This is a genomic window from Bacteroides sp. HMSC067B03, from assembly GCF_001811315.1.
Taxonomy (GTDB): Bacteria; Bacteroidota; Bacteroidia; order Bacteroidales; family Bacteroidaceae; genus Bacteroides; species Bacteroides faecis.
Window position 1 is genome coordinate 15,597 of record NZ_KV804390.1, and the last position, 14,366, is coordinate 29,962.

General features: G+C 44.3%; 11 protein-coding genes. 6 read left to right on the top strand and 5 right to left on the bottom strand.

The genetic code is table 11. From position 1 onward, the window contains the following. Positions 1-88: 88 nt before the first annotated feature. The 3 genes from dnaB to HMPREF2794_RS16370 form a co-directional block, all read right to left on the bottom strand. On the bottom strand, positions 89-1,450 hold the full coding sequence (gene dnaB / locus HMPREF2794_RS16355; RefSeq protein ID WP_010537046.1) for a replicative DNA helicase: 1,362 nt from the start codon (positions 1,448-1,450) through the stop codon (positions 89-91). A 19-nt stretch (positions 1,451-1,469) separates the two neighbouring features. Next, entirely contained in the window at positions 1,470-2,090 is a 621-nt protein-coding gene (locus HMPREF2794_RS16360; RefSeq protein WP_010537047.1) for a hypothetical protein, read from the bottom strand. 590 nt (positions 2,091-2,680) lie between these two features. Next, complete coding sequence (locus HMPREF2794_RS16370; RefSeq protein WP_010537049.1) at positions 2,681-2,977, bottom strand: DUF4248 domain-containing protein; 297 nt, start codon at positions 2,975-2,977, stop codon at positions 2,681-2,683. Between the two features lie 432 nt (positions 2,978-3,409). Between HMPREF2794_RS16370 and HMPREF2794_RS16375 the strand changes: the two genes are divergently transcribed. The 5 genes from HMPREF2794_RS16375 (at position 3,410) to HMPREF2794_RS16395 (ending at position 12,192) form a co-directional block, all read left to right on the top strand. Beyond that, positions 3,410-4,348 carry a tyrosine-type recombinase/integrase gene (locus HMPREF2794_RS16375; RefSeq protein WP_022302052.1) on the top strand — a complete coding sequence of 313 codons (939 nt, stop codon included), beginning with the start codon at positions 3,410-3,412 and terminating at the stop codon, positions 4,346-4,348. A gap of 494 nt (positions 4,349-4,842) precedes the next feature. Further along, positions 4,843-8,499: a hypothetical protein gene (locus HMPREF2794_RS16380; RefSeq protein WP_010537051.1), complete on the top strand. Its 3,657-nt coding sequence runs from the start codon at positions 4,843-4,845 to the stop codon at positions 8,497-8,499. 121 nt (positions 8,500-8,620) lie between these two features. Continuing rightward, a complete protein-coding gene (locus tag HMPREF2794_RS16385) occupies positions 8,621-9,715 on the top strand; it encodes an OmpA family protein (protein WP_070751937.1) in 1,095 nt (364 codons plus the stop codon). A 382-nt stretch (positions 9,716-10,097) separates the two neighbouring features. Then, on the top strand, positions 10,098-11,366 hold the full coding sequence (locus HMPREF2794_RS16390) for a putative DNA modification/repair radical SAM protein (protein WP_070751955.1): 1,269 nt from the start codon (positions 10,098-10,100) through the stop codon (positions 11,364-11,366). A 43-nt stretch (positions 11,367-11,409) separates the two neighbouring features. Beyond that, the gene (locus HMPREF2794_RS16395; protein ID WP_022302056.1) at positions 11,410-12,192 is read left to right on the top strand and encodes a TIGR03915 family putative DNA repair protein; all 783 of its coding nucleotides are present in this window, start codon (positions 11,410-11,412) and stop codon (positions 12,190-12,192) included. 9 nt (positions 12,193-12,201) lie between these two features. Here the strand turns inward: HMPREF2794_RS16395 and HMPREF2794_RS16400 are convergent, their stop codons facing one another. After that, a complete protein-coding gene (locus HMPREF2794_RS16400; RefSeq protein ID WP_010537055.1) occupies positions 12,202-12,870 on the bottom strand; it encodes an MgtC/SapB family protein in 669 nt (222 codons plus the stop codon). A gap of 233 nt (positions 12,871-13,103) precedes the next feature. On the opposite strand from HMPREF2794_RS16400, the gene HMPREF2794_RS16405 reads away from it, so the two are divergent. Next, positions 13,104-13,469: a ribosomal maturation YjgA family protein gene (locus HMPREF2794_RS16405; protein WP_010537056.1), complete on the top strand. Its 366-nt coding sequence runs from the start codon at positions 13,104-13,106 to the stop codon at positions 13,467-13,469. Between the two features lie 6 nt (positions 13,470-13,475). Here the strand turns inward: HMPREF2794_RS16405 and HMPREF2794_RS16410 are convergent, their stop codons facing one another. Then, positions 13,476-14,327: an ion transporter gene (locus HMPREF2794_RS16410; protein WP_070751939.1), complete on the bottom strand. Its 852-nt coding sequence runs from the start codon at positions 14,325-14,327 to the stop codon at positions 13,476-13,478. Positions 14,328-14,366: the final 39 nt, after the last annotated feature.

Sequence of the window (14,366 nt, forward strand, 5' to 3'; positions counted from 1 at the left end):
TTTCCCCTAATATATAAAATAAAATAGAAAAGAAAAGAGCCGGTATTTATACTATAAAATGTAATAATATATATAACTTGATATCTCCCTATCTGGCATGTTTCATCATATATTCCAATGGCGGAACGTAATCATATATTTTTGTCATAGACTGGTTGTGCCCGAAGTAGACGTTTCCTGTCTCCCCGTTGCGTTGTTTGGCTACGATGACCACTCCCAATCCTTCTGTCGGATACCCGCTTTCCTTGTCGATGGTGATGCGCTGCTGTGCCGGACGGTAGAGCAGCATTACAACATCCGCATCTTGCTCGATAGCCCCGCTCTCACGTAAGTGTGCCAGCTCCGGACGGCCTCCGGGACGGTTCTCCGACTCACGGTTCAATTGGCTCAGCAGTACGACCGGAATATGCAGCTCTTTGGCAAGCGACTTCGCTTTTCGGGTAGCTTGCGCTACTTCCTGTTCACGATTCCGGTTGAGCTGCTTGGTAGTCATGTCGCAAAGTTGCAGGTAGTCGATGATGACCATGTCACATTGTTTGCGGCTTTTCAGCAGTCGTGCGCTGGAGCGGACGTGCTCCATGCTGACAGAGGAGTTGTCGTCCACGTAAATGGGCAGTTGCGACAACTCGCCGGAGGTGGTATGTGCTTCCGCTACTTCCTGCGGATTGGCAAGCCCGTTTCGCCACCGGTATGGATTGATGTTGCTGGCAGCGAGTAACCACCGGTCGGCAAGGCGTTCCCCTTCCATTTCGAGGCTGTACACGGCTACCGCTTTTCCTGCTGATGCTGCACTGCGTGCCAGATGGAGGGCGAAGGCCGTCTTTCCTACCGAGGGACGGGCGGCGATAACCACCATCTCTCCGTCTTGCAGACCGCCTGTTTTCTTGTCCAGTTCGTTCAAACCGGTGGGAATGCCGGTGACGCCGTTCACGCTTTTGGCGATGCGGTCTTCGGCTTCTTTGAGGGCGTCGGCCATCAGTGTTTCCATATCCCGCATGTGGTCTTGGTGGCCGGATTCGCCTTCGAGCCGGTCGAGGAGGTTGTGGGCGTCTATCAGTGTGTCGCCGATGTCCATTGTTTCGTCCATGGCGCAGGCGAGGAGCTTGTTGAAGCCGAGAACGGCTTCGCGTGCCAGGTATTTCTGATGGACGATCTGCGCATGGTATTCGATGTGGGCGGAAGAGGCGACTTTGCTGCTCAGCTGTGCGATGGCGAATGCGCCGCCTGCTTCTTCCAGGTTGCCCCGGTGGACGAGTTCTTCCTTGACGGTGAGTATGTCGATCTTTTTGCCGGCCTGATACATGGCTGTCAGACAGGCGAAGATCAGTTGGTGACGGTTGTCGTAGAACATTTCGGGACGTAGTTTGTCGGCGACGAGTGGCAGGGCTTCCTGCTCTATCAGGCAGGCGCCTATGATGGCTTCTTCGAGTTCGGTGGCTTGTTGGTTCATGATGTTTGAGGTGTCGGGGTTAGTCTATGTATTCGTTCAGGAAAGCTTTGTCTTTCAGGTAAGTGGAGGCGTGGGCGATGAAGCGGGTGTCGTTGGTGTGGTAGTAGACATCTTCGATACGGTCGATGGCAAGTTGCCATTCTTCTTTCGTGAGCTTCTCCCATTCGTGGCGGGCACGGGCGACGTTGACTTTGGGCTTCCGCATGATCTGATGGTAGTTGTCCCAAAAGGTGTGGAAAGCTTTGGATGATTCTTCCTCTTTCTGAGAGGAGTCGGCAGGCTGTGCACTTCCAGTCCATAGGTCGTAGTTGATGATGCGGATATGGAAAGTCTTCTCCGGGTGGGGGAGGATCTCGATGATGCCTTCGCGTTCCAGCCTTTTGAAGAAACGGGCGGTCTTATACCGGGTCCATCCAAATAAAATACTCCAATGCAGGTTGCTGATAAGTGATTCGCCACGTTGGCAAAAGATCGTCAGTCCGTGAATGTTGTAGGTTGTTTCCGAATAGTTGGCGTGCGAGAGGACTTGGAAGAAAGCTCCCATATTTTCCAGCTGTCCGCTTCCTGTCTGTTGTTTTAGTAGTGTTCTGGGAATTTTGAAATAGCCTTGTTGAAAGGATGTCTCGGTAATTTGTTTCATTGAATCGTTATTAAATTAATATTATTGGTTGTGGACAAATGATCTTTAAATCCGGCCCGAAGGTACGAAATTGAGAATCTTTTGTCAAGTTCGTATGGACGGTTTTGGCGAATATGGACGGTGCTGGCGTATTTGGACGGAACGAGTTGAAAATAATGTTGGAATGTAATGAGAATAGCATTCGGTTTATGTCGAAAACAGGGGAGAGTGACAGGAAGGAAGACTTGAATGGTATGGGGAAAAGCCAAAAAGAGGAGATGGAGTGTAAACTTGTATTTGAGGGCAGGAGGGTTGCGGTGAAAGTCGCCGGGAAAAATAGAGGTTCTATTGGCTAAGAATAGAACCTCTATTGAGTAGAAATGGAGGTTCTGTTTGATGAAATTAGAGCCTCTATTTTGAGGATTTGCAGAAAAATAAGCCGCCCATACAACCGCCCGTTTTTGAGTGGATGCAACTGATTGAAGTCTAGTCTGTTATGAGCATTAAAAAAAGAGACCCGCCCATACACCCGCCCATATATTATTAATAAATATAATTATCTATATTAATATTGTTCGGACGACTCACTTTTTCTGTGTTTTTTGCCCCTTTCATTCTTCCCCTGTTTCTTGCGTGCCGAAGCGGAAGTGCAGATGAATGTGAGACGGTCCCCAGAGGGATATCAGTATATATTGCTGGTTAGGGCTGAGACGTGTGGTGTTGTGCGTATAGTGTGCCTGTTTTAGGGCATTGAATAGTGATTCGTCATTTTCTATTTCTGCGCGCATTCTTTTGCTTGCCGCGTCTATGTTGCTGTATTCCGGAAAGAATGTCATCGCCAGGTCGGAGAAAGCCTTGAATCCTTTGATGTCCCATGTAATCTCTCCGTTTTCGTTTTCTAAGTTCATTTTAATATAATTTTATTGTTACAAATATGTAGTGCAATTCTGTAAAGACATTGCAAAATTACTAAAAATATATTTGTTACAATAAAATATTTAAATTATTTTCTGGTTAATTCTTGTATTTGTAATTAAAAATATATTTTAAATTTCACCTCTGTAAGCATAGCTTTCAATTCTTCTTTTTCCCTGTTGTTTTGTGTAGATATATTCATGATTTTTTTCTTTAGTCCCTGTTCGCATGTTCGTAGACTGGGAGTTTAGGGCTTTTAGGGGTATCGTGAACTCAACCTCTCTCTCGTTTGTTCTTTTCTTTTCTGCCGGATCAAATCCATCTGTCCGGCGAAAGTCAAAACAATGAATAAAATATACATATATAAGGTTCCAAGTTACTAAAATATTTGTATATTTAGAGTGTAAATTTTAATACTTAGTACAATGTTAAAAGTAGTAGCATTTATGAAGCAGGTAGCCGAAGAGCTACGGATGGGGGGAAACTTTGGTACTGCGCACGTGTATCGTAGCAGTACCAATGCCATCATTGCTTATTGTGGGAAAGGGGATTTTTCTTTTGATAAAGTTACCCCGGAGTGGCTAAAAGGGTTTGAGGTACACCTTCGTGGGAGAGGATGTAGCTGGAATACCGTTTCTACCTATCTAAGGACATTCCGTGCGGTGTACAACCGTGCGGTTAATAGTCGGATGATTATTTATACACCTCATCTGTTCCGTTACGTCTATACAGGTACGCGTGCAGACCATAAGAGGGCACTGTGTGATGAAGACATGAAGAAAGTCTTTACTAAACTATCTTCATCTTCTGCCGTACCTACTACTGTACGGCGCGCACAAGAACTGTTTATATTAATGTTTTTGCTTCGCGGCTTGCCGTTTGTCGATCTTGCCTATCTGCGTAAAAGTGATTTGAGGGATAACGTGATCACTTACCGCAGGCGGAAGACGGGGCGCCCTTTGTCGGTGACACTTACACCGGAAGCGATGATCTTGTTGAAAAGGTATATGAGTCGTGATACTGATTCTCCTTATCTTTTCCCGCTGTTGAAAAGCGGTGAAGGAACGAAGGAAGCCTATCACGAGTATCAGTTGGCCTTGCGCAGCTTCAACCAGCAACTCATGTTGTTGGGCAAAATGCTGGGGTTGAATGATAGGTTGAGCTCGTACGCAGCCCGCCATACATGGGCCACGACAGCCTACTATTGTGAGATTCATCCGGGTATTATCTCTGAAGCGATGGGGCATTCCTCGATTACGGTGACCGAGACGTATCTTAAGCCTTTCCGTAGTAAGAAAATTGATGAAGCTAATAATCAGATTATTAATTTTGTAAAACGATCTATTATAGGAGTAGGCTGCTGATAACTAGACCGTTACTTTGTAGGTAACGGAGCCAAATGGCGTTGCAAAGATGGATATATTTTGGAAAACATGCAAACAAAAAAGATATTTTTTCTGATAAACTACTAAAAAAAGAGAAATAATACGATAAAACGACGGATTTCTTTTGCCAGGGCCTTATTAACCTTTGATTAAGATACAAAGAATTTCCTCCCCTCTGCCGTAGCTCAAAAGCAGGGGTAAAAATGTTTCATGATCAAAATGCTTGGTTTTTCATAAAAGCGGCTTTTCGGAAGCCGGGACAAAGGTGTGCCCGTTACCTACAAAGTAACGGGCTACAGTTGTATGGCGAATATGCTTTTAAGTGTATTGTATAAGGGAAATAAAGGTCGAATGAATTAAGAAAAGGAGGTCGCACAAGGAATGAAAGGAATGAGAAATGAATTTTGAGAAGAAGAATTTGAAGACTATATTTTTATTATTTTTTTAATTTATAAATTAAAAGTTTTTTTATTATGAACAAAAAGTATTTAAGTGTCGTCCTGTTTGGAGCGCTATTAGCGGCTTCAGCGGGTACATTTACTTCTTGTAAAGACTATGATGACGACATCAAGGGGCTACAAGAACAAATTGACGGAAATCAAAGTTCCGTTACAGCTCTTGAAAAACAGCTGGCTACGTTAGATGCTGCTGCTAAGGCTGCACAAACGGCTGCCGATGCCGCCAAAGAAGCTGCTGATGCTGCTAAGGCTGAAGCTGAAGCTGCTAAGGCTGCCGGTGACCAGGCTGCTGCTGATGCTGCTCAGGCGAAAGCTGATGCTGCTGCCGCTCAGGAGGCTGCTGCTAATGCTAAAGCTGAAGCAATAGAAGAAGCTAAAAAGCAGGTGGAAGCGTTGAAGGTACTGTTGCAAGAGTCTATCGACGGAAAAGTTGACAGGGAAGTTTTTGAAGCAGCCCAAACTGCAATTGCAGGTAAAATTGAGGGTATCGAAGAAAGATTGAACAATCTGGATCCGGATCAGGTGGCCGAAGACATGCGCGATGCGAAGCAGGCTATTGCAACTTTGATGGCGGCATATGAAAACTTGAAAATTCAGTCGGCTACATTAGAAGAATATAAAGAAGCTTGTCTTGATTACACTGCTAATGCTGAAGCTATAAAGAAAGCCGTAGAAGATATCGCCACTGCTCAAACAGAAATTGAGAAACTGTGGAATGAAATCAACGGTGAAGGCGGACTGAAAGAACTGATTAACGGTAATGCAGAAGCTATTACAAATCTGAAGAACCAGACTGCTACAGATATGGCTAATCTGGAAGAACGTATCAATAATCAGTTGACTGATATTAAAAATGATATCAAGGACAATATCAAACCGGCTATTGCTGAAATTCAGAAACAAATCAGAGAAGAAATCAAACCTGACTTGGATCAATTGCACATATTGGTTGTAGCTCGTTTGTCAAGCATCACATTTGCTCCTGATTATATTGTAGACGGTGTTGAAGCTATTAAGTTCAGCTCGTTGAAGTATGGTGCGATGGACAAGAGTGAAAATGCAGAAATCCCTACTACTTATAAATTCTCTACAGCTGCTTTGGCAACTGCCAGCTACCACTTCAATCCGGCTAGCTTCAAGTTGGCTAACGCTGACTATAGCTACATTGATCGCACTGTTACAGTGATCAACACTCGTGCTGCTGCCAGCAAATGGGTTGAAATCAGTGGCGAACCGGTTGCTAATGCTGAAAAGGGTACAGTTGACTTCAAACTGCTTCGTCTGAACGCTCACTCAACTCAGCCGGAAAAGAGCGATGTGAATATGATCGCTTTGCAGGCTACATTGAAAGGTGAAGCTGTTGATAAAGACGAAACAGGTGCAGTGGTAACTTCTCCATACGTATCTATCTACGATGATATATTGGATGCATCAGATGTACGTATTGCCGATGATGCTACTTTAACAGAATGGGGAGCTGATGCTCATTACGCAACAACATTTGATGCTTGTAAACTAGAAGAACCTCGATACAAGATGTATTACAACGAAGTATTCAACTTGAAAGACTTGGTTGCAACTTGTTTCGGTGACAATGAAGAAACTAATATTCACCGTAAATTCCCGATCGAGGACTACAGCTTATCATATAGATTTGCTGTAGCAAGTTCTAAATATGAGATTGAAACAGGTGCTACTACTACTGACCAGCAGAAATGGATCAAATGTAATGATGCTGAAGCTGGTTTGTATCAGGCAGAAGATTTCAGCAAAGAAGCTATCGGTCGTACTCCGATCTTGAAAGTTGAACTGGTTGATGCTGACGGTAATGTAGTACGTCGTGGTTTCGTGAAAGTAGAAATCGGAGTTACTAAGAGTGATGATATGACTCTGCCTATGACTTTGGGAACATTGACTTACGAGTGCTCAACAACTGCTGCTACTTATGAAATGAACGAAGAATACATTCGTGAGAACCTGTACCGTAAGATTGCAAACAGTCTTGGTGAAGTTGGTATGAGCCACGAAGAATTCTGGAATCTGTATGACGCTTCTACTGCTACAACTGCTGTAACGAAGAACGGTAGTGCTTATGGAATGTCAGCTCCTAGCATCGTAGACGGTCCTACTTCAGCCGGAGTTGCAACTAAGAAGATTGTTTGGTCATTCAAACATGGTGAACTTGGTAAGATTGGTTCTACTTCTACTTTCGTAGCAAGCATTACAGTGAAGAACAAACTGGCTTCTTCTGAATATCCTGCTGCTGTAACATTCCAATTCACAATTGATGTGAAGTTGCCGACATTTGAAGAAAAACTGGTTAAGAATGATACTTATTGGACCTTGGCCGGTACTTCAGCTGATGATTTTGATGTGAATGTAACAGTTCCGACTGATAATGATGAAGATCCTGAAAACTGCCAGTTCAATCAAGATCTGGAAGCAGCTTATACAGAACATACAGTAACCGGACTTCCTAAATGTGTTGAAGATTACTATGAGATAATCGAAACTAGATCTAATGGTAAGGCTACTACGACTGTATTGTCAGGTGTTAAGATCAATGGAACTGTAATCTCTTTGGATAAGAATGATGATGCGGTTAAGAAAGCATTGAATAGCGAAGGTGGTCTGCAGGCTGTAGTTAAACATGTTTATAAATTGGAGAGCGGTGATGAGCTTTCACAACATAGCTTCGTGGTTAACTTTATCCGTCCTGTTAATCTGAATATGCCAGGTGAAATTTCTTTGCAGGATGCTAAGACTGGTGGTGATATCGCTAACTTCCAGCATAATAAATTATTGACAGACTGGAGAGGTGAAGCGATTACTGCTCCTTATCAGGAATCTGTTACAGGAAGTGTATCTTATTGGGACTTCAAGTATACTCCGAAGTATGAATATGTTGACGGCCACTATGTACAGACACAAGAAGCTAAGTTGAATGTGATAACTAAGAAAGTTTCTTTCACAGCTGTTAAGCCTGTAACTATGTATACTGCAACTGCAACATATAGCTATCTTAAATATAAGAAAGTTGGTTTCATGAAGTATGAGTGGGTTGAAGAAGATAGAGCTACTTTCACTGCTGAAGCAGAAACGCAAGCTGATGCTGATAAGGCTATTGAAGCTCAACTTCGCGCTAAGGGTTGGGAAATTCATCCTTTTGCTAAAGTAGATCAGATTGGAAAAACTGAATACACCAATAGAGTTATCTTAGAAGGTCAACTCGTTGAATACACTTACGTAGCAGGTATCGAGTATACTCCGGCTAAGTACGAATGGATTGATGGTACTTGGGAAGAAGTTAAACATGAACATTCTGACTATCCTAACTTCAACGGATCAGTTGATGGAGAAACTGCTGGATGCGGATGCTATGTATGGACTACTTACACAGAAACAACTGATCAATGGGTTGCTGGACAATACTGGTACTTCTATGGCCCATTCGGTGAAGTTAAATTGGATGTAACGAAAGCTACTACCAATTTGGCTAATGGTAAGTTGCCTAACGGTGCTACTTTGGTTCAGGAAGGTAATACTGTTAAGTATGTGAATGTTAATTCACCGGTAGGATCTGAATATAAGATCTTCATCCCTGCTACTGTAAATTACGGTTGGGGTACTGCTACTTCTCAGTTGACTATTTTGGTGAAACCTGTTAAGTAACAGTTGATAATGTGTGAATGTCTTTGAAATGATTCTTAGACAGAATAAATCTAAAAGGGGGCTCTACAGAAGGGCCCCCCTTTTTCACAAAGTTTTTCATAAGACTTAAAATAAAAATATTATGAAAATAAGAAATTTGCTATTATTATCTCTGCTTACTGTCAGTAGTACTATGGCGTTCGCTCAGGAACAGCGAATCAAGGAAGAAGGTAAGACAGTGTTCAAACCTCATTGGTCTATGCAAGTACAGGCGGGAGCCGCTCACACAGTAGGCGAAGCCGATTTTACCGATTTGATCTCTCCGGCAGCAGCCGTCAATGTAGGGTATAAGTTTGCACCCGCATTTGGAGCCCGTTTAGGCGTAAGCGGTTGGCAGGCAAAGGCAGGATGGGTCACTCCTTCTCAAACCTATCAATACAAATATCTGCAAGGCAATCTGGACCTTATGGCAGACCTCAGTACTTTATTTTGTGGTTTTAATCCGAAACGTGTATTCAACGGATATATTTTTGGCGGCGTAGGATTGAATCATGCTTTCGACAACGACGAAGCAAATGCACTGGACACAAGATCTCACGAACTGGAGTATCTGTGGCAAGACAAACAAAACCTTGTAGCCGGACGCTTTGGACTGGGATGCGACCTGCGCCTCAATGACCGGCTGGCTATCAATATTGAAGGAAATGCAAACGCTCTTTCCGACAAATTCAATTCCAAAAAGGCAGGCAACTGCGACTGGCAGTTCAATGTTTTGGTTGGTCTGAATATCAAATTAGGCAAGAGCTATAAGAAAACAGCCCCGGTATACTATGAACCGGAACCGGTAGTAGAGCAACCGAAACCTCAGCCTGTGGTAGAAAAGCCACAGCCGAAACCGAAACCGGCAGTAGTAGTGGAACCGATGAAACAAAATATTTTCTTTGCTTTAAATTCTGCGAAAATTCAGAATGACCAGTTGTCGAAGATTGACGCGATGGTGGCATACATGGAAAAGTATCCGAACAGCAAAGTTGCCATCACCGGATATGCCGACAAAGAAACCGGTAATCCGAGAATCAACCTGGCCTTATCCGAGAAACGTGCGAAGAACGTTGCCGACGCACTGAAAGCCAAAGGCATCGCAGCAAGCAGAATCGTAACGGACTTTAAAGGAGATACTGTACAGCCTTACCGCGTGCCGGAAGAAAACCGGGTAAGTATCTGTATTGCGGAATAATATTTTCCCACTTCTCGTGCGGGGTTTTCCCTATTCCTCTATTCTATTAATAATAAGATGAGGTACCCTGCATGATGAGTAAAAAGAGGAAGCCCGTGCTTGTGAAAGCCCGGACTTCTGTAATGAACCCTTTTTTTCACTTAAATGTGAAGAAAAACCCCACGTGAACAGATGGAAAACGATGCTTGTGAAAGTCTTTTTTTCCGCCTTCTGTTCTTTGCAGAGGATGCCCCTCACATTTTCCCACGGGCATCCTCTTTTTTTATATATATAGAGACTGATTGTTTTGTTTATAAAGAACAAAATGCGTGTGATTTGGTTCATTATCACCCAAGCATTCCGATTAAAATCGTATATTTGCGGCTCTAATCAGATTGGGTCCATGAACGAAAATGTCCTCGCTAAACTAAAGATTCTGGCAGAATCCGCCAAGTACGATGTATCCTGTGCATCCAGCGGTACAGTGCGCTCCAACAAACCGGGCATGCTGGGCAATACCGTAGGAGGATGGGGAATCTGCCACAGTTTTGCCGAAGACGGACGGTGCATCTCCCTGCTCAAAGTCATGCTGACCAATTATTGTATTTACGACTGTGCCTACTGCATCAACCGGCGTAGCAATGATCTTCCCCGCGCCACCCTGTCTGTGTCCGAACTGGTGGAACTGACAATTGAATTTTACCGGCGAAACTATATCGAAGGCTTGTTTCTCAGTTCCGGTGTGGTCCGTAGTCCCGACTATACAATGGAACGGCTGGTATGCGTGGCGAAAGATCTGCGTCAAGTGCACCGCTTCAACGGATATATCCATCTGAAAAGCATTCCCGGAGCGAGCCGGGAACTGGTGAATGAAGCCGGTCTGTATGCCGACCGTCTCAGCGTCAACGTAGAAATACCCAAAGAGGAAAACCTCAAACTGCTCGCTCCCGAAAAGGACCATAAGAGTGTGTTCGCCCCGATGAAGTATATTCAGCAAGGAGTGCTCGAAAGCAAAGAAGAACGGCAGAAGTTTCGCCACGCTCCGCGCTTTGCCCCTGCGGGACAGAGCACGCAGATGATTGTAGGAGCTACCTCCGAGTCGGATAAAGATATTCTTTTCCTTTCGTCGGCTCTCTATGGGCGACCGACGATGAAGCGTGTTTACTATTCCGGATATGTCTCCGTGAACACATACGATACGCGGCTGCCCGCACTGAAACAACCGCCTCTGGTACGCGAGAACCGTCTCTATCAGGCGGACTGGCTGCTGCGCTTCTATCAGTTTAAAGTGGACGAGATAGTGGATGACGCTTATCCCGATCTCGACCTGGAGATAGATCCGAAACTCTCATGGGCTTTGCGTCATCCGGAGCAGTTTCCGGTCGATATCAATAAGGCAGATTATGAACTGTTGCTCCGTGTGCCGGGTATCGGGGTGAAGTCGGCTAAGCTGATTGTGGCATCCCGCCGTTTTTCCCGTCTAGGCTTTTATGAATTGAAGAAGATAGGCGTAGTGATGAAAAAAGCGCAGTATTTCATTACGTGCAGGGAACTGCCTTTGCAGATGCAGACGGTGAACGAGCTTTCTCCGCAGCGGGTACGCAGCCTGCTGCTCCCGAAGCCGAAGAAGAAGGTGGACGACCGGCAGCTGGTACTGGATTTCGGAGAATAGAAATAAAGAAGATGTCTGGAATATATTGTAAAACCGGGAGATAATGAATGTTTATATCTACGATAAAACCTTTGACGGGTTGCTGACTGCTGTCTTCGACGCTTATTTTCGTAAGACCTTTCCCGATTTCCTGTTGTCGGAAGGGGATGCGTTGCCTTTGTTTTACGATGAGCTGCATACGGTGGTCACCGACGAAGAGAAAGCCGCCCGTGTGTGGCGTGGTTTGCAGAAGAAGGTTTCCGCTTCCGCGCTCGGCTGCCTCACCCAGAGCTGGTTGTCGGAATTGCCGGATATAGGGATGCTTATTTTTCGTTATATCCGTAAGGCGATTGACGCTCCTCGCTCTATCGAGACTAACTTCGGTGATCCGGATGTACTTCAGCTTGCTCAGATTTGGAAGAAGGTGGATGGCGAACGGGTGCATCTGATGCAGTTCGTACGTTTTCAGAAAGCGGCGGACGGTACTTTCTTTGCTGCCTTTGAACCGCAGTACAATGCCTTACCACTGACTATCCAGCACTTCAAGGACCGCTTTGCCGATCAGAAGTGGATTGTCTATGATATGAAGCGGCGTTATGGCTTTTACTATGATTTGCAGGAAGTGACTACGATCTCTTTTGATGACGACAGCAAGGCCGCTCATCTGATTACGGGCATGCTGGACGAGAGTCTGATGGATGAGAACGAGAAGATCTTTCAGAAACTCTGGAAAACGTATTTCAAGGCTATCTGCATCAAGGAACGTATGAATCCGAGAAAGCATAAAAAGGATATGCCTGTTCGCTACTGGAAGTATTTGACGGAAAAGCAGGGAAATGAGAAATGATGAATTTCTTCATTCTATCCGCTGCACCGTTACATCCGGAAAGTTCTGCATCAACGAAAGCAGATGTCCTTCATCATTGTTCCGTTTCGATTTGATGACCATTGTGACCTGATAGGATTCCATTTCACCCGGATGTAGTGTTTGCATTTCGTAAGAGACAATCATATAATCTTTTGAATTGAATCTGTCTGCTATCTGCTTTAAAGTATCTTTGTTGTTAGTAGAGAATGCGATCATTGAGCTTTTCATGCCTACGCTTTTGAAGATATAGCTGAGTAGTTCCAGTCCGATCAGAGTCAGTACGGTAGTGGCTATGCCGATGGCGTACATTCCTGCGCCGACTGCCAGACCGATGCCGGCTGTGGCCCATATACCGGCGGCTGTAGTCAGTCCGCGGACGATTTGTTTCTGTAGAATAATGGTTCCCGCACCGATAAATCCGATGCCGCTTACTACTTGTGCCGCTACACGACTGGGGTCGAGTGTCACACTGTTTTCTTTGATGATCTCCTGAAATCCGTACTGCGAAACAATCATAATCAGGGCACTGCCCAATGATACGAGGAAGTGAGTGCGGTATCCGGCTTCCTTGGCACGGTATTCACGGTCCAGTCCGATGATGGCTCCCAGTATTCCTGCGACCAGTAATCTTAACATAAAATCAACGTTCAACATCATAGGTTCGGTCTCCTTTCTTTTCTTTGTTTGTTTCTTTAGTTCTTGTTTTTCTGTTCTTATTTCTTCTGTTCTTTTGTTTCTTCTGCCTTTTTCTTAAAAAACGGTTAGTCCTATAAATATACAATTCTTTTCTCTTTTTGTGCTATTAATTTAGTAATATTTGAATGTAGCGTCTGCATTTTATCGTATATTCGCAGTCAAAACCGTGCATCACGCCAAAGATTGAATAAGAAATGGAGAAAAGGATATTTTACATCATTAGTTTTCTGATGATATTTTGTATAGAGGTGCTCATAGCCTTGTATGTGCGTGATAGTTTCGTACGTCCTTATATGGGAGATGCTTTGGTGGTAGTACTGGTGTATAGCTTCGTGCGTATATTCATCCCGACAGGGATTCCCCGCCTGCCGTTTTATGTCTTCCTGTTCGCCTGCTTTGTCGAAATTCTGCAATATTTTCAATTGGTGGAAACGCTGGGAATCACCAACCGTGCATTAAGAATTATTCTGGGATCTACGTTCGATTGGAAAGATATCGTCTGCTATGGGGCAGGATGTATCTTTATTTTCCTGTTTGAACGGATATTCAGACGACGTTGACCTGAATCACAGGTCCGGATTTAAATCATGTCCGCAATACTTGCAGAACTTCGCATTGTCTTCGTGTCCGGAACGATGGCAGTTCGGACATTCTTTGTCTCTTCTCCGTTTGTAGTCTTTCATCATAGAGGCGGACACAATGCCGGTAGGTACTGCAATGATGGTATAGCCGATCAGCATGACACATGCTGAAAGAAACTTTCCCAGTCCGGTGGCAGGAGTGATATCTCCGTATCCTACGGTAGTCATCGTGACAATAGCCCAATAAATGCTGTTCGGGATGTTGTTGAACTGAGAGCCGGGAATATTCCCTTCTATCATATACATGAGCGTTCCGATGGAAGTAACCAGTATCACGACAAACAGGAAGAATACAGCAATCTTTTTACTGCTTTCCCGCAGTGCGGTGAGCAGCCGTTCGCCTTCGTTTAAGAAGTTGAACAGTTTAAAGACACGAAATACCCGTATCAGCCGGAATGCGCGGATGATAAGCAGATAGCGTGCTCCCGGAAACAGTAAACCGATATAAAGCGGCAGGGTAGCCAGCAGGTCCACGATACCGAAGAAACTGAAAATGTATTTCTTGGGACGGGGAGAACAATAGATCCGTGTCAGATACTCAAAAGTAAAGAAACCGGTAAATAGGTATTCCATTACGACAAATGGAGTGGTCAGACAGGAGGGGAGTCCTTTCAGACTTTCTATAATGACAAGCAACACACTGGCAAGGATACAACCGATAAGAATCACATCGAACAGCTTTCCCGAAGGAGTGTCCGACTCAAAAATGATAACGTATAACTTATGTTTCATTTTTTCGTTATGCAGGAAATGATGGATTCTTTCTTTCAGTTTCATGCGAATAATCAGTTACTTGTTATTCATAGAATGCTTGCT